The 17,595-nt window shown below is 29.3% G+C and carries 14 protein-coding genes and 3 tRNA genes; 12 read left to right on the top strand and 5 right to left on the bottom strand.

Annotated features, from left to right (window positions below):
• Window positions 1–3 precede the first annotated feature (3 nt).
• Complete coding sequence (locus tag ACNI28_RS03825) at window positions 4–1,539, top strand: AAA family ATPase (RefSeq protein ID WP_419765685.1); 1,536 nt, start codon at window positions 4–6, stop codon at window positions 1,537–1,539.
• Here ACNI28_RS03825 and ACNI28_RS03820 read toward each other — a convergent pair.
• Window positions 1,532–3,466 carry an ankyrin repeat domain-containing protein gene (locus ACNI28_RS03820; protein WP_419765683.1) on the bottom strand — a complete coding sequence of 645 codons (1,935 nt, stop codon included), beginning with the start codon at window positions 3,464–3,466 and terminating at the stop codon, window positions 1,532–1,534. The genes ACNI28_RS03825 and ACNI28_RS03820 overlap by 8 nt on opposite strands.
• A gap of 287 nt (window positions 3,467–3,753) precedes the next feature.
• Here ACNI28_RS03820 and ACNI28_RS03815 point away from each other — a divergent pair, with 287 nt between their 5' ends.
• A complete protein-coding gene (locus ACNI28_RS03815) occupies window positions 3,754–5,031 on the top strand; it encodes a peptidase U32 family protein (protein ID WP_419765681.1) in 1,278 nt (425 codons plus the stop codon).
• A gap of 6 nt (window positions 5,032–5,037) precedes the next feature.
• Here the strand turns inward: ACNI28_RS03815 and ACNI28_RS03810 are convergent, their stop codons facing one another.
• The 4 genes from ACNI28_RS03810 to ilvD all read right to left on the bottom strand — a co-directional run bounded on the left by ACNI28_RS03810 (window position 5,038) and on the right by ilvD (window position 10,182).
• Complete coding sequence (locus tag ACNI28_RS03810) at window positions 5,038–6,258, bottom strand: ArsS family sensor histidine kinase (protein ID WP_419765679.1); 1,221 nt, start codon at window positions 6,256–6,258, stop codon at window positions 5,038–5,040.
• On the bottom strand, window positions 6,255–6,929 hold the full coding sequence (locus ACNI28_RS03805; RefSeq protein WP_419766445.1) for a response regulator transcription factor: 675 nt from the start codon (window positions 6,927–6,929) through the stop codon (window positions 6,255–6,257). Before ACNI28_RS03805 ends, ACNI28_RS03810 begins: the two co-directional genes overlap by 4 nt.
• Window positions 6,930–6,939: 10 nt before the next feature.
• Complete coding sequence (locus ACNI28_RS03800) at window positions 6,940–8,382, bottom strand: Do family serine endopeptidase (protein ID WP_419765677.1); 1,443 nt, start codon at window positions 8,380–8,382, stop codon at window positions 6,940–6,942.
• A gap of 111 nt (window positions 8,383–8,493) precedes the next feature.
• On the bottom strand, window positions 8,494–10,182 hold the full coding sequence (gene ilvD, locus ACNI28_RS03795; RefSeq protein WP_419765675.1) for a dihydroxy-acid dehydratase: 1,689 nt from the start codon (window positions 10,180–10,182) through the stop codon (window positions 8,494–8,496).
• Window positions 10,183–10,325: 143 nt separating this feature from the next.
• On the opposite strand from ilvD, the gene ACNI28_RS03790 reads away from it, so the two are divergent.
• The 10 genes from ACNI28_RS03790 (at window position 10,326) to ACNI28_RS03745 (ending at window position 17,580) form a co-directional block, all read left to right on the top strand.
• Window positions 10,326–10,412 (top strand) — tRNA-Leu (locus tag ACNI28_RS03790).
• A gap of 14 nt (window positions 10,413–10,426) precedes the next feature.
• Window positions 10,427–10,515: transfer RNA gene (locus ACNI28_RS03785), tRNA-Ser, on the top strand.
• Between the two features lie 46 nt (window positions 10,516–10,561).
• Window positions 10,562–10,637 (top strand) — tRNA-Cys (locus ACNI28_RS03780).
• 132 nt (window positions 10,638–10,769) lie between these two features.
• Window positions 10,770–11,810: a UDP-glucose 4-epimerase GalE gene (gene galE / locus ACNI28_RS03775; RefSeq protein ID WP_419765673.1), complete on the top strand. Its 1,041-nt coding sequence runs from the start codon at window positions 10,770–10,772 to the stop codon at window positions 11,808–11,810.
• Window positions 11,797–12,531 carry a Wzz/FepE/Etk N-terminal domain-containing protein gene (locus tag ACNI28_RS03770; protein WP_419765671.1) on the top strand — a complete coding sequence of 245 codons (735 nt, stop codon included), beginning with the start codon at window positions 11,797–11,799 and terminating at the stop codon, window positions 12,529–12,531. The genes galE and ACNI28_RS03770 overlap by 14 nt, the downstream gene beginning before the upstream one ends.
• Window positions 12,528–13,715, top strand: coding sequence for a nucleotide sugar dehydrogenase (locus tag ACNI28_RS03765; protein ID WP_419765669.1), 1,188 nt, complete (start codon window positions 12,528–12,530; stop codon window positions 13,713–13,715). The genes ACNI28_RS03770 and ACNI28_RS03765 overlap by 4 nt, the downstream gene beginning before the upstream one ends.
• Window positions 13,716–13,727: 12 nt before the next feature.
• Window positions 13,728–14,765: an SDR family oxidoreductase gene (locus tag ACNI28_RS03760; protein ID WP_419765667.1), complete on the top strand. Its 1,038-nt coding sequence runs from the start codon at window positions 13,728–13,730 to the stop codon at window positions 14,763–14,765.
• A 1-nt stretch (window position 14,766) separates the two neighbouring features.
• Window positions 14,767–16,035, top strand: a complete 1,269-nt coding sequence (locus ACNI28_RS03755) for a nucleotide sugar dehydrogenase (RefSeq protein WP_419765665.1) — start codon at window positions 14,767–14,769, stop codon at window positions 16,033–16,035.
• 1 nt (window position 16,036) lies between these two features.
• Window positions 16,037–17,002 (top strand): Gfo/Idh/MocA family oxidoreductase, encoded by a 966-nt coding sequence (locus ACNI28_RS03750; protein WP_419765663.1) that lies wholly within the window; start codon window positions 16,037–16,039, stop codon window positions 17,000–17,002.
• Window positions 17,002–17,580 carry an acyltransferase gene (locus ACNI28_RS03745; RefSeq protein WP_419765661.1) on the top strand — a complete coding sequence of 193 codons (579 nt, stop codon included), beginning with the start codon at window positions 17,002–17,004 and terminating at the stop codon, window positions 17,578–17,580. Before ACNI28_RS03750 ends, ACNI28_RS03745 begins: the two co-directional genes overlap by 1 nt.
• Window positions 17,581–17,595 lie beyond the last annotated feature (15 nt).

Genomic DNA, 17,595 nt, shown 5'->3' with positions numbered 1-17,595 from the left:
GATATGATTAGTAGATTTTATTTAGAAGATTATCTATCATTTGAAAAAGTAGATTTAGAATTTGAAAAAGGTTTAGTAGTTTTCACAGGTCCCTCAGGAGCTGGAAAATCTATTTTAATGGATGCTTTTTTAGCTCTGTTTGGAATAAAAGAGGCAAAGGCAAATTTAAGCGAAACTACTATTGAAAACTCTTCAATTAGTAATGAAGGCTTTGGACTTGAAGTTGATGATGATATTGTAATAAAAGAGATAAAAAAAGATAAAGTAAGATATTTTTTAAACTCTCAAACTATCTCAAAAAAAGCTTTAACTTCATTTTCTAGTAATCTAGTTAAGCATTTACATTTGAAAGATAATAGTGATTTTGATAGTTCACGATTAGTAGGCTTTTTAGATAGATTAACAGTATCTAATGATGAAGAGTTTGCAAGTTTAAAAAAAGAGTATGAAGATAAGTTTAATGAACTATTGGAAGTATCTAATCAATTAAAAAAGATAAATGAAGATGAGTCTAAGTTAGAAGAGTTAAAAGAGTTCGCTAAATATGAAATTGAAAAAATAGAATCAATAAATCCAAAAGTTGATGAGTACGAAGAACTAAATGAAGTAAAAAAAAGACTTGCAAAAAAAGATAAAATAGAAGAGGCAATAGAGCTATCTAAAGGTATTTTTGACTTTAGAACAAGTGTATCTAAGGCTTTAGATATTATGGATAAAGATAGTGCTTTTTTTGATGAAACTATTAATGAATTAGAAAATATCTTTGAAAACTTTAATGACTCTTTGTATGAATTGGAAGAGTTAGATATAGAAGCAGTTTTAGACAGAATTGAAAAGTTATCTTCACTTCAAAAAAGATTTGGAACAATAGCTGCGGCAATAGAGTATAAAGAACAAAAGCAAAAAGAGTTAGATTCATATGATAATATCTCTTTTGAAAAAACAATTTTAGAAAAAAAAGTAAAACAATTAACTCAAAAAGTAGAAGAGTTAGCTTCAAGTTTAACAACATACAGAACAGCAAGTGCAAAGATTTTACAAGAGAGTGTAAATCACTATTTAAAATATCTTTATCTTTCAAATGCAAAAATTTATTTAAAAGATAAACAACTTGATAGTTTAGGAAAAGATGAAGTTATCTTAGAACTAAATGGTGTAAATCTTGATACTATTAGTTCAGGAGAGTTCAATAGATTAAGACTTGCACTTTTAACTTCTATGAGTAAATTTGAAATTTTGAATAATGGAATTTTATTTTTAGATGAAATTGATGCAAACTTAAGTGGTAAAGAAAGTGATGCAATAGCCACTGTTTTAAGTGAGTTATCTAACTCTTATCAAATATTTGCTATATCTCACCAACCCCAATTAACAGCAGCTGCTAAGCAGCACTTTTTTGTGGATAAACAAAATGGTGTTTCAAGTGTAAAACTACTTGATGGCAAAGGTAAAATTGAAGAAATCTCAAGAATGATTAGTGGTGAAAATATTACAAAAGAAGCTTATGAGTTTGCAAAGAATTTAATAGATTCTAAATAGTATCTATTTTAAACTCTTTTTTCATATTATCTAAAAGTACTTGGATAGTATTTTTTTCTGCATTGGTTACAGCACTATCTTTTAGTGTTGCAATACTAGGATGAAATCTTTTTAAGAAACCAAGAATATAAGGTGTTTTTTTCTGTGGATTATTTATATGAGAGCCTGTTCTAATCAACTCCAAAACCAAATCTTTATAGCCTAAAAATGCTGCGTAATTGATAGGTAAAACCCCAAATTTGTCAGGCTGGTTTATAAGTTTTTTATTGAAAGTATATATTAATCTAAAAGCTTTAATCTTATTTTTCCACATACAGTTATGAATCATATTTCTACCTCTATTATCAATTGCATTAATATCAGCTCCACTGTGAAGTATTATTTTTACTGTTTGAATATCATTTTCAAGTATTGCTTTATGTAAAGTTATTCCTCCAAAGGTATCTTTTGCATTTACATTAGCTCCTAAACTTATAATAGTTTTTAAATTTGTGTAAAAATTTTTTTGGTCAAGTTCTCTTCTAAAGCTTGTATTTTCTGCCATGTATTTATATATGATATTTAGTCCATTTGCATCTCTTTGATTAATGTCTGCACCATTTTTAAGAAAAAGTTTTATCAGATGTATATTTCCATAAGTAATAAGTTCAAAGATATAAGGTTCTTCATTGGAGTTATAATCAGTTAAATGTACTTCTGCATTTGCTAATATAGCATCTAGGATAAGAAGATAATCACTATTTTCATCTATTTTTCTTCTTTGGCTACTTAATAGTTTTTTCCCATTTTTTTTGAAAAGTTCTATATTTATTAGTTTTTCTATAATAGTTTGATTGTTTTCATCTTTTATATTTGGATTTGCCCCATAATCAAGAAGTAAATAGAGTAGTTCTTTTGCTTCTGAACCCATAATTGCAGCTATAGTTAAAGCAGTCTCTTTTGATGATGTTTCTATGTTAGGGTCTATGTTGTAGTCAAGCAATAAGGCTAATAAGTCTTTATTTAGAGATTTAACACATAAAGAAAGGATATTATCTCCATCTTTATTGCATGTATCTTTTGTAATATCATTCTCTATGATTACAGGAATTATATCTATGATATTTTTAAGCTCATCAGGAGTTAATTTTTTACCATTATCTTTCGTATCTTCTTTATCTTTTTGTGATGAGCCTATAATATATTTTATAAGATGAAGTAGTATATTGTCACCATTTTTATCTACACAATTAATATCAACGTCTCTTTCAATCAATGTCTCAAACATATCAATTGAATGGATACCATTTTTCACTAAATAAAAAAGGGCATTTCTTCCTTTTTCATCTTTTACATTCAAGTTATCTATATACTCAATAACAGTAGAAAAGACCTTATTGTCACTGTATATATTTTGAGAAAAGATAACAGAAGAATCAGGTTCTACCTTTTTATTTTTCAATAAATCCATGATGATAGTTGAATTTTTAGATTCTACAGCATCTTTTAAAAAAGTGTTTCCATTTAAGTCTTTGTGATTAAAGTCAGTTTGTTTTTGTGATAAAACTGCATAGCTTTCAACTCTTCCATTAAGGATTGCTTCTTGTATAGCTAATCTTCCCTGCTCATTTAAAATCGTATGATCACCTTTAGCATTTAGTATTGCCTTTACAATCTCAGTAAATGCATATCTTGAGGCAATATGTAAAGCAGTATCTCCAGAAGAAGTCTGCATATTTAAATCAATCTTATGTGCGATTAGTGCTTTAACAGACTCAATGTTATTTAAAGGAATTACCTTATGAAGAAAATTTTCTCCATCTGTAAATTTCTGATTTATATCCACCTCTTTTAATAAATCATTTACTTTTGATTCCCTAAATGTTTTACTCTTAAGCTCTTCTAATACATCACTGGGCGTTGTCTTTTTTAAAAATCTACCTAACATTATCATCCTCAATTATTGCTACTATAATCCATATTGTATCTATTTAAAAATAAATCTTTTATTTATATAAATAATCTTTTTAAATTAAGAGACCTTTATAAAAATAGGGTAATTTTTTAAAAAATAGTATAAAATAATAATTTGATTTATTATATATTGTTCTAATAATGTAACATATTTTTCTTAAGTAAAACTTTCATTTTCAAATAAGAAATTTTTCAATCTTTTTATATATTTTTTTTTGATATAATTCAAAAAAATTAATGTAAAAGTCATAAGGACAATAGATGAATAAAGTAGAATTACTAAGCCCAGCTGGAAATTTAGAAAAATTAAAAATCGCATTTGCATATGGAGCAGATGCAGTTTATGGTGGGGTTAGTCATTTCTCTTTAAGAATAAGAAGTGGAAAAGAGTTTACTTTTGAAAGTTTTAAAGAGGGAATTGATTATGCTCATTCTATGGGTAAAAAAGTTTATGCCACAATAAATGGCTTTCCTTTTAACTCGCAAATTGAATTACTTAAAAAACATATTGTAGATATGGCAGCTTTAGAACCAGATGCCTTAATTGTAGCAGCTCCAGGAGTTGTAAAACTATGTAGAGAGTTAGCTCCTCATATCCCTATTCATCTATCAACACAAGCAAATGTTATGAACTATTTAGATGCCCAAGTTTATTATGATATGGGTGTTAGAAGAATAATTGCAGCACGAGAAATAAGTTTAAAAGATGTAACAGAGATAAAAAAACATCTACCTGAGATGGAAATAGAAATTTTTGTTCATGGTTCAATGTGTTTTGCATATAGTGGAAGATGTTTAGTTAGTGCTGTTCAAATGGGAAGAGTTCCAAATAGAGGAAGCTGTGCCAATGACTGTAGATTTGAGTATACACTGTATGCAGCAAATGAAGACCATGGGACTATGTTTAGATTAGAAGAAGAACCCGGAGTTGGAACTTATATATTTAATGCAAAAGATATGAACTTAGCTAGCCATGTTGATGAAATATTAAAAAGTGGAGCGGTTGATTCTATAAAAATAGAAGGAAGAACCAAATCACCTTATTATGCAGCAGTTACAGCTTATACATATAGAATGGCTATTGATGATTTTTATTCAAATAGTTTTGAAGCAGATAAATATCAAAAAGAGTTAGCAACTACAAAAAATAGAGGTTTTACTGATGCCTATTTGATTCACCGACCTTTTGAGAGAGCAGATTCTCAAAACCATGATTACGCTTTAAGTAAAGGAACTTTTGAAGTAAGTGGATTAGTAACCCAAGATGAAGAGCATTTTTTATGTAAATATAAAACATACCCAAATGAAGAGATAGAGATTTTTGCTCCATTAAATACTAAAATTGAAGAAGTTGATAATGAGATCGGTAAAATATATTTAAAAGATGGGATGTACTATATAAGTTTTAAAAAAATATTGACTGAAACAGATAAAGAGTTAGAGTCTGTACATAGTGGAAATATAAATAAAATTAAGTTACCAGGACGGTTACCATACCTTACAATGTTTAGAGTAGAAAATGAAGAGATGGCTGAGTAAATAATTTTATTTACTCATATCAATTATAAAATAGTTTTTCCCATCTTTATATTCATAAAGAAACTTAAATCCGTGTAGTTCAACGCTAGTTTTAACAATATATAATCCAAGTCCAAAACCATCTTTTCTTTTCTCTTCTTGTGAAAAAGGTTCGGTGTAATAATTTAAATCATGTTTTAGTTTTTCACCTTTTGATATGACTTCTATTTTTCTTTTAGTGGCTATTAGGGTAGCATGGCTGTTGGGTGAAAATTTAATTGCATTATCAATTAAGTTTTTTATTGTAATTGAAAACAGTGAAATATCTACTTTAAAATCAAAATCACTTATTTTGCTGCTAATTGAACTTGCATCTATCATCATGATATTTATTGCATTTTTATATATTTTGAAAAAAGTAGTGTTCTCTTTATATATAACAGACATATTTGATGAGAGTTTTTCAACGGTTGCCAACTCTTTAATAATGTTATTCATTCTTTCAAAAGCACGTATTAATATCTCTTTGTTTTTATCATCATCTAAAGATTCAACAATAAACATAGCTTTTGTAATAGGAGTTTTAAGCTCATGCATCATATTTCTCATAAAAAGATTTTTTGAATCTGTTAAGTTATTGATATGAGTGATTGCATCATTGAAGCTTTTTGCGATTTTTCCTATTTCATCATTATTTGTAAAATCAAGTTTTATATTTTTGTCACCATTAGAGAACTTTTGAATTTGTTTATCTAAGGTTCTAAGGGGTGTAAACTTTTTTCTTATGGCAAAGTAGAGTGCCAAAAATATTGTGATGGCAAATAGATATACTATTAGGGCTATACTTCTGTTGTATGGCTGTGGCTTTAAATCTTCAAGAAGAATATTATAACTCATTTTTTGAACATAAATATAGTACTTATTGTACATCTCATAAATTCTTACTCTTCCAAGGGATGTCTCTTGGTACATAAGCTCTTTTGCATTATTGATTACATCTAGTTTTTTTAATCTATCTTCTACAGCACTTACTTCAAGTTGAGAATACATACTCTTTAACTGCTCATTACTAGGTAGTAGTTTAAAGTTATTTAATACAGTGTTTGCAATGATACTATATCTTTGTTGTCTTTCTTGAGTAGATTTTTCTTCATCTAATCTTACAAAAAATAAAAAAGTAGTTGTAATAGCAGCTAATGCTAAGACAAATATTATATTTATAAAGGCTGTAATAGAGACATTTTTCATATATATAGTTGGTATCCTATACCTCTTACTGCTTTAATGTAAGTTTTTGTATTGTCTATACGAGCAATTTTATTTCTAATTCTTGAAATCATAACATCAATATTTTTTAAACTACTATCATCTTCTATATGTAAACTATCATAGATAAAGTCTTCTCTTGCTACAACGCCACCTTTTCTTTGTATTAGAAGTTTTAATATGTCAAACTCTGCCATAGTTAAATCTAAAAGCGCATCTTGAAAATATATTTTCATATCTTCATTTTTTAATTCAAAAATAGAATTTTCACTTTTTTTAGCTGGTTCTACATTTAGTCTTTTTAAAATGGCTTTTATTCTAGCTTGAAGTTCTCTTGGATTATATGGTTTTGGCAGATAATCATCTGCTCCACGTTCTAATCCCATCACTTTGTCTAATATATCATCTCTAGCACTGGAGATAATAATAGGAATATCTGATGATGCTCTTATTTTTGGAATAAGCTCTAATCCATCTATTTCAGGAAGAGTCAAATCAAGAATCAAAAGCTTATAGTTTGAATCAGTTTTAATCATAGATAACCCAGTGTATGGGCTATCTGTATTTACAACTTCTATATCAAAAGATTTTAAATAGTTTGTGATGATTTCAGCTAGTTCTAAATCATCTTCTATCATTAATACTTTAATTATGGGAAATCCTTTATTTAATAACTAATAAAATAGTTTGTCCTTGTCTACTTACATAAACTCTTTTATATTTATTATTATACTTTCTTATTGCTTCTTGTACATCAGGAAATCTAGTAATTGCTACATCTTCTATTTGAATAATAACATCACCAGCTTGAAAACCTACTTTTTCTGCATCTGAATTTGGTTTAACATCTGTAACTAAAACTCCAACAATATTTCTAGGTAATCTAAATCTATCTATTATATTGTTATCTAAATCACTCAATTGTAAACCACCTAAGATAGTTCCATTTACTGATTCACTTATGATTAGTCCATCTCTATTTCCAAGGACGGCATTTATAGTAATATCTTTTTTATCTCTTTCTAGTTTGATTACAATTTTTTCATTTGGCTTAAACCCTGCAATTGTATTTTGTAAAGAGGCTCTATCTTTTATGGCTTTGTTATTGATTGCAAAAATCAAGTCTCCCCTTTGAAGTTTAAATCTAGCAGCTGGTGTATCTCGTCCAACTTCCATAACAAGTGCACCGCTTTTATGATTGTAAACTTTTGCAGACTCTTTTGTTAAGTTATTAATTACAACACCTAAATAGCCCCTTGTAACTTTCCCTTCTTCTACAAGTTTTGTAGCTACTTCAATTACCATATCAATAGGAATTGCAAAACCAATTCCGTTGTTTCCACCACTTCTAGATATGATAGCACTATTTATTCCAATAAGTGCACCTCTACTATCAACTAAAGCTCCACCTGAATTTCCTGGATTTATAGAGGCATCTGTTTGAATAAAGTTTTCATATCTATTGATTCCAACTTGATTTTTATTTAGTGCTGAAATGATTCCTTGTGTTACAGTCTCCCCTATACCAAAAGGATTACCTATTGCAAAAATAAGATCACCTATTTTCAAGTCACTTGAGTGCGCAATTTTTATTGGAATTAAATTCTTAGCTTCTATTTTTACAACTGCCAAGTCAGAATCAGCATCTCTTCCAACTAACTTTGCAGTATATTCTGTTGTTTCACCTGAAAGTGTTACTGTAATTTCATCGGCATTTTCAATTACATGGTTATTTGTAATAATATATCCATCTTTTGAAACAATAACTCCAGAACCTAAAGCTCTTTGGATTTTATTTTGTTTGAATTGATTTCCAAATTGATCACCAAAAAATCTTCTAAATAAAGGATCATTGAACATCTCCATTGGAAGATTTCCAACTTGATTTGTCATATGTTTTTTTGTAGATATATTAACAACTGATAGCATTGAATCTTTAATGGAGTTATTAAATGACAAAATTTCATTTGCATCACTTGGAGATACTCTTTGTGGATTTTCTTGTGCCATATCAAAATCAATACTTTTTGCAAATAAATTTACCACAAGTAATGAAGAGATAATTAATAGTTTGTTATTAAACATGAGAACATTTTTTATTTTCATGTGAATCCTTTTTATAATAATTTATAATGAAATTCTAATTTTTTTATGTAAATGAAAGGTTAATAGTTTTGTTAATATTTGTTAATAAATCGTGGATTTCTCCAAGATTTATTAAAGGTCAGTTTTTAAAACAGCACCGCTACTTGCATTTGTTACAAGGGCTCTGTATTGTCCTAACCATTTTGATGTTAAAGATTTCTTCAATGGAACAAATTCTGCTTTTCGCTTAGCAATCTCTTCATCAGATAAATGTACTTCTAAAATGTATTGGTCAACATCAATATGAATTTCATCTCCATCTTTAAGTAGTCCAATCATTCCACCTTCTGCTGCTTCTGGACTTACATGTCCAATACTTGCACCTCTTGTTGCTCCTGAAAATCTTCCATCAGTAATAAGTGCAACTTTATCTCCAAGTCCCATTCCCATGATTAGACTCGTAGGTGCTAGCATCTCTTGCATTCCAGGACCACCTTTAGGACCTTCATATCTGATAACTACAACATCACCAGCTTTTACTTTACCACCTAAAATACCTGCAATAGCTTCTGGTTGTCCATCAAAACAAACAGCTTTTCCAGTTAAGGCTCTAGCTCCTGTTATACCAGCAGTTTTAATAACAGCACCTTGTTGGGCCAAGTTACCATAAAGAATCGCAAGTCCTCCAACTTTTGAGTATGGATTATCAATAGTATGAATAACATTTGTATCTTTTATATAAGCATCTTTGATTTTTTCATATAAAGACTCACCTGAGATAGTTAAGTTATCTAGTAAAATATCATTACCTCTTTTTGTCATCTCTTTTAAAACTGCATTAACCCCACCAGCTTTATTTATATCTTCCATATGAACAGTAGATAAAGATGGAGAGATCTTTGCAATATGCGAAACTCTTTTAGAAATAGCATTTATGTCACTTAGTTCAAAATTCACACCAGCTTCTTTTGCAATAGCTAACATATGTAAAACTGTATTTGAACTTCCACCCATAGCCATATCAACAGCAAAGGCATTTCTAACTGCATTTTCATTTAAGATATTTGATAATTTAAATTTTTCTCTTGCTTGATTATCTTTTGCAATCTCACATATTCTTCTTGCTGCTTTTCTATAAAGCTCTTCTCTCTCAGGTGTTAGTGCTAAGATTGTTCCATTACCAGGTAATGCTATCCCCATAGCTTCCATAAGAGTATTCATAGAGTTTGCTGTAAACATACCTGAACATGAACCACCACTTGGACAGGCATTACACTCAATATCAGTAAGTTCTTCTTCTGTGATATCACCTTTTTCAAATTGTCCAACAGCTTCAAATGCAGTTGCTAAATCAATAGGTACACCATCTTTAGTATGACCTTTCGCCATTGGTCCACCACTTACAAATATAGTTGGAACATTAACTCTAATTGCCCCCATAATCATACCTGGTACGATTTTATCACAGTTTGGTATGGCTATCATTGCATCTAATTTGTGTGCATTCATAACTGTTTCAATAGAGTTTGCAATTAATTCTCTTGAAGGTAGTGAAAATAACATACCATCATGACCCATAGCAATTCCATCATCAACACCAATAGTGTTAAACTCGAAAGGAACACAACCGTTTGCTCTTATTTCTTCTTTAATAATTTCTGCAACTTTGTTTAGAAAAAAATGCCCTGGAATAATTTCAATGAAAGAGTTTGCAACTCCAATAAATGGCTTACCAAAATCATCATCCTTTAGTCCTGTAGCTCTAAATAATGATCGATGAGGTGCTCTGTCATAACCTTTTTTTACTTCATCACTTCTCATATAAATCCTTAATATTTGAATATGAAAATATTATATCAAAAAATTTGGAAAATAAAATTAAAAACTATTGACAAAGAATATTTTTTTTAATATAATTCCACTCCATTTTAAGAAATAACACTTCTTTGAATCTACCAAATAGTGCGAGTGTGGCGGAATAGGTAGACGCGTGGGACTTAAAATCCCATTCCGGTTTCGGAGTGTCGGTTCGATTCCGACCATTCGCACCACTATTATAAATGTTAGAGAGTTGCCAGAGTTGGTCGAATGGACCGGTTTTGAAAACCGGCGAGGTTCACGCCTCCGAGGGTTCGAATCCCTTGCTCTCTGCCACTTACAATTAATCATTTTCTTCTTAAGCATAAAATGATTTACTGCTGGAGGTATAGCAAAGTTGGTAATGCCGTGGATTGCAAATCCACCATGCGTCGGTTCGAGTCCGGCTACCTCCTCCACTTACCTTTTTCTCAAACATATTAATTATCAAAATCAAATATTTTTTGTAACTTTTTATCAACTATTTAAATATAAATTAAAGATTCTATTGGATATAATCACCCTAATAAATTAAAGAATATGGGATTGATTTGAATATATTAATAACGGGTGGCGCAGGATATATTGGAAGCCATGTAGTAAAACAATTATTAGAAACCACCTCTTACAATATAATTATACTTGATAACCTTTCAACAGGTAGCGTAAAAACACTCGACACATTAAAATTAATAAGAGATTTTAAATTTATAGAGCTGGACTTAAAAGAGTTTGATAAAGTAAATAATGTACTAAAAGAAAATAATATAAATACAATCATCCATTTTGCAGCAAGTATAGTTGTACCAGAATCAGTTGAAAATCCGTTAAAATATTATATGAATAATACGGTAAACACTACAAATCTAATCAAATGTGCAGTTGAAAATGGTGTAAGTAAATTTATATTTTCAAGTACAGCTGCTGTTTATGGAGAACCTACAAATATTCCAGAAAATGGAATAGATGAAAAATATCCTACAAATCCGATAAACCCATATGGTATGAGTAAACTTATGAGTGAAAAAGTTCTACAAGATGCAGCGAGTGTTAATAGTGATTTTAAATATGTGATATTTAGATATTTTAATGTGGCTGGAGCTGATATAAATTATGAAGATGATAAATTAACTCCAAGAATAGGTCAATCTTTTCCAAATGCAACACACCTTATAAAAATAACTAGTGAGTGTGCCATAGGAAAAAGAGAAAGAATGTCTATATATGGTGATAATTTTGATACAAGTGATGGCACCGGAGTTCGAGATTATATCCATGTGGATGATTTAGCTGATGCTCATATAAAAGCAATAGGTTATTTGGAAAATAATCCAAGTGACATTTTTAATGCTGGATATGGAAAAGGTTATTCTGTAAAAGAAGTAATTGAAGTAGCAAAAAAGGCTACAAATACTAATTTTAAAGTAGATATTACATCAAGAAGAGATGGTGATCCAGCTATTTTAATATCCAATAACAGTAAAATAACATCAAAAATAAATTGGATTCCTAAATATCAAGATTTAGAACTAATATGTAAAAGTGCATATGAGTGGGAGAAGAAACTAGGAGATGGAATTGGTACAAAATAACAATTTACAAGAAAATGAGATAGATTTAAGAGAACTTTTTTTAACTATTTGGAGTCATAAAATTTTTATTGCTTACTTTACAATAATAGCTACATTCGGTGCGATTATATACACATATGTAAAAACACCTATTTATGAAGTATCTGCTATTGTCAAAATTGGAAGTATTAAAAATAGTAATCATCTCAATAATAATTTGATAGAAAATCCAAATAATTTAGTAGAAAGATTAAAGCTTCTTTATTCAGAAGCAGGTATTAAAAGTATATCTCTTATAAGAGGGACCGAAAATTTAATAAAAATTGATCTCAATGCAAGTGAAAATCAAAATGGTGTAGATAATTTAAAAAAGATTACAAGTAATATTATTAAAGGTCATACAAAAGAGATAAATAACTATGTGACACTAATAAAACAAAATATAAAAAAACTCCAACAACAAAAGTTAGAGTTAGAAAATAGTAAAAATAAATTTGATGGAAGTATGGCTATAAAATTTGACTTGACAAGTAAGATAGATAATCTTAATTTAGAAATTTCTTCATACAATATAAAGCAAACAGAACTTTTAGGAGATATCATAACAAATGAATATCCTATAAAACCAAAGAAAAAACTAATCGTAACAGTTGCTTTTGTGACAGGATTTATTTTATCAATATTCTTAGTATTTTTTATAGAGTTCATTAAGGGAATAAGAAAAGAGAAAAAAATCAAATGAAGATAGCAATAGTAGGAACAGGATATGTTGGTTTATCAAATGGTATTTTATTATCACAACACAATGAAGTAGTTGCGCTTGATATTATTCCTGAAAAAATTGAGATGTTAAATAAAAAAACATCCCCAATAGAAGATAAAGAGATTGAGGAGTATTTGAAAAGAGATGATTTAAACTTCATTGCTACTTTAGATAAAGAAAAAGCTTATAAAAATGCTGATTATGTAATCATTGCAACACCAACAGATTATGACCCTCAAACAAACTATTTTAATACAAAATCTATTGAATATGTTATTTTTGATGTATTAAGTATTAACCCAAATACGACAATGGTAATAAAATCAACTATTCCAGTTGGATACACAAAAACTCTAAGAGAAAAATTTAAAACAGATAATATTATATTCTCGCCAGAATTTTTAAGAGAAGGACTTGCCCTATACGATAACTTATATCCATCAAGAATAATTGTTGGTGAAAAAAGTGAGAGAGCTACTATCTTTGCTTCACTTTTAGCTCAAGGTGCAAAAAAAGTGAATATTGATATTCTTTTTACAGATAGTACAGAAGCAGAAGCTATAAAATTTTTTGCAAATACCTACTTAGCAATGAGAGTTGCATATTTTAATGAATTGGACTCTTATTCACAATCGCACAATTTAGATTCAAAACAAATAATTGAAGGTGTTGGATTAGATCCTAGAATTGGAACACATTATAATAATCCAAGCTTTGGTTATGAAGGATATTGTTTACCAAAAGATACAAAACAATTAAGAGCAAACTATGCTGATGTGCCATCAAATCTAATCAATGCAATAGTTGAATCAAATAGTACAAGAAAAGATTTTATAGCAAAATCTATAATAGAAAAACTGAATTTAAATGTAAAAACTAAGAAAATAGTAGGAATTTACAGGCTTGTAATGAAATTAGGAAGTGATAACTTCAGATCTTCAGCCATTCAAGGTATAATGAAAAGAGTAAAAGCAAAAGGAATAGAAGTTGTAGTCTATGAGCCGGTAATTGAAGAAAATGAATTTTACAACTCAAAAATAATTAAAGATTTAGAAGAGTTTAAAAGTCTTTCAGATGTAATAGTAGCAAATAGATTAAATGATAATATTAAGGATGTAGAATACAAAGTTTATACCCGTGATATTTTTAGTTGTGATGATTAAGGAATAGAATATATGAAATATAATCAAATCAAAGAAAACCTAAAACAAAACCCAAAAATTTGGTTAGTAACGGGATGTGCAGGCTTTATCGGTTCAAACCTAATAGAGACACTTTTGCTTCTTGATCAAAAAGTAATTGGACTTGATAATTTTGTAACAGGTCATAAATATAACTTGGAAGATGTAAAAAACTCTCTTACTCCCTCTCAATGGAATAACTTTAATTTTATAGAAGGTGATATAACTAATTATAAAACTTGCCTAGAGGTTACTTTAGATGTAGATATTGTTCTTCATCAAGCAGCTCTTGGTTCAGTTCCAAGATCAATTGATAATCCAATTAACTCTAATGCCTCAAATGTATCGGGCTTTTTAAATATGTTAACTGCAGCGAAAGATAATGGAGTGAAAAGATTTGTTTATGCTTCAAGTTCATCGGTATATGGTGATAGTTTAGAACTTCCTAAAATTGAATCACGAACTGGAAATCTTCTTTCACCATATGCGGTTACAAAATATGCCAATGAACTTTATATGGATGTATTTTATAAATGTTACAACTTTGAATCAATAGGATTAAGGTACTTTAATGTATTTGGGAAAAGACAAGATCCAAATGGAGCATACGCAGCTGTTATACCTAAGTGGATATCTCAAATGCTTCATGGAGAAGATGTATTTATAAATGGTGATGGAGAAACTTCAAGGGACTTTACATATATTGATAATGTTGTTCAATCAAATATTCTAGCAGGAACAACAACAAACCCAAATGCCTTTGCAAAAGCATATAACACAGCGGCGGCAGGAAGAGAAACGCTAAATAACCTTTTTTTTGCAATTAAAAATGGACTTGAAGAAAAACTTCCTAATCTAAAAATCAAAAATGTAATATACAGAGACTTTAGAGCAGGTGATATAAGACATTCAAATGCAAATATAGATCAAGCAAAAGTGCTTTTAGGTTATGAACCAACACATAGACTAAAAGAAGGTTTAGAAGAATCACTTGAATGGTATATCAATAATATTAAAAAAGGGAAAAGTTAAAATGAATAAAATTTGTATAATTGGATTGGGATATGTAGGTCTTCCTTTAGCACATGCATTTGCATCAAAATATTCTGTAGTAGGATTTGATATTCATCAAAAAAGAATTGATGATTTAAATGATGCAAATGATTTTACTCTTGAATTAACAAGTGAACAATTAAAAGAAGTATTATCTAAGTTTAACCCAAGTCTAACTACTAATAAACTTGAAGTAACAAATAAAATTGATGATATTAAAGATTGTAATATTTATATAGTAACTGTGCCAACACCTATTGATAAAAATAAAAGGCCTGATTTAACTCCTTTAATTAAAGCAAGTGAGACAATTGGAAAAGTTTTAAAAAAAGATGACATAGTAATTTATGAATCAACAGTTTACCCAGGTGCCACAGAAGAGGATTGTGTACCTGTATTAGAAAAATTTTCAGACCTGAAGTTTAATATTGATTTTTTCTGTGGATATAGCCCAGAAAGAATTAATCCAGGTGATAAAGAACATACTGTAACAAAAATCCTAAAAGTAACTGCAGGCTCAACTCCTGAAATAGGTAAAAAGGTAAATAATTTATATGCTTCTATTATAACAGCAGGTACACATTTAGCACCAACTATTAAAGTTGCAGAAGCGGCAAAAGTTATAGAAAACTCTCAAAGAGATATTAATATAGCCTTTGTGAATGAACTATCAATGATTTTTAATAAATTAAGTATAGATACAAGTGCAGTATTGGAAGCAGCAGGTACAAAATGGAATTTTTTGCCATTTCGACCAGGATTAGTTGGCGGACACTGTATTGGTGTAGATCCATACTACCTTACACATAAAGCCCAAGAAGTAGGATACAACCCAGAAATTATCTTGGCAGGAAGAAGACTCAACGACAATATGGGAATCTATGTAGCAAATCAAGTGATAAAACTTATGATTAAAAAAGGTCATAAAATAGAAGGTGCAAGAGTATTAGTATTAGGTATTACCTTTAAAGAAAATTGTCCAGATATTAGAAATTCACGAGTAATAGATGTTATAAAAGAATTACAAGACTTTGGATGTGATGTTGATGTAACTGATTATTGGGCTGATAAAGATGAAGTAAAGCATGAATATAGTTTAGAATTGAAAGAAGAAGTGAATTATGAAGATTACGAAGCTATAATTTTAGCTGTAAGTCATGATAAATATAGATTAATAAAAATAAATAATAAAAATCAAGTTGTTTTTGATATTAAGTCTATACTTGACAATTCAGACGGGAGACTGTAATATGAATAAAAAAAACTTTGCCCTAATAGGAGCTAGCGGATATATAGCCCCAAGACATATGAAAGCCATAAAAGAAACAGGAAACGAACTAGTCGCTGCTCTTGATCCGTATGATGGCATAGGGATTATGGATAGTAATTTTCCTCAAGCTTCTTTTTTTACAGAATTTGAAAGATTTGATAGGTTTGTTGATAAATGGCATAGAGATGGTAATAAAAAAATAGAGTATATTGGTATTACAACTCCAAATTATTTACATGACTCTCATATTAGATTTGCACTTAAAAATGGAGCTCATGCAATTTGTGAGAAACCATTAGTTTTAAACCCTCATAATATTGACCAGTTAAAAATAATTGAAGAAGAGACTGGTAAAAAAGTTTATAATATTTTGCAATTAAGACTTCATGATTCAATCATCGCACTAAAAAATAAAATTGCAAAAGAGTTAGAACAAAATCCAAATAAAGTATATGATATTGATTTAACGTATTTGACTTCAAGAGGAAAATGGTATTTTGTATCGTGGAAGGGTGATGAAGCAAAATCAGGTGGAATAGCATCAAATATAGGAGTACATTTCTTCGACATGCTTTCTTGGATATTTGGTCCCTTAGAAGAGAATATTGTTCATTTAAAAGATCCTGATGCAAATGCTGGATTTATGAAATTAAAAAATGCAAATGTTAGATGGTTTTTATCTGTGAATTATAATTACATTCCAGATGAGATAAAAGCTACAGGAAAAAGTACATTTAGAAGTATAACTGTTGATGGTGAAGAGTTTGAGTTTAGCGAAGGATTTACAGATTTGCATACAAGAAGTTATGAACATATATTAAATGATGATGGATTTGGACTTGAAGAAGCAAGAAACTCTATAAATATTGTTTCTGTTATTAGAGAACTCACCCCTCTTGGTCTTCAGGGAGAATATCATCCATTTTGTAAAAAGGTACTTATCTAATGGCAAAGTATTTTGCACATGAATCTTCTTATGTAGATGACAATTTAAAAATAGGTGATGATACTAAGATATGGCATTTTTCACATATCTTAAGTGGTTCAAATATAGGGACTAACTGTTCTTTTGGACAAAACTGTGTAGTTGGACCAAAAGTAAATATTGGCAATGGTGTAAAAGTACAAAATAATATCTCTATCTATGAAGGTGTAGAAATAGAAGATGATGTATTCTTAGGACCTTCAATGGTTTTTACAAATGTAGTAAATCCAAGAGCTTTTATAGTAAGAAGAGAAGAGTTTAAAAAAACACTTCTTAAAAAAGGGTGCTCTATTGGAGCAAATGCCACTATAGTGTGTGGAATAACTATTGGTGAATATGCGCTTATAGGAAGTGGAACAGTAGTAAATAAAGATGTAAAACCATATGCTTTAATGGTTGGAGTTCCTGCCCGTCAAATTGGATGGGTAAGTAAAGCCGGAAATACACTTAAGTTTGATAAGAATAATATAGCTTTAGATAGCTTTGATAACATAATGTATAAAATTCAAAATGATAATTTAATTTTAATAGAAGAGTAAAAATGATAAGTATTA

This window comes from Arcobacter denitrificans (SeqCode), assembly GCF_048571185.1.
In the GTDB taxonomy this organism is placed as follows: Bacteria; Campylobacterota; Campylobacteria; order Campylobacterales; family Arcobacteraceae; genus Arcobacter; species Arcobacter denitrificans.
This window is presented reverse-complemented; position numbering and strand designations above follow the sequence as displayed.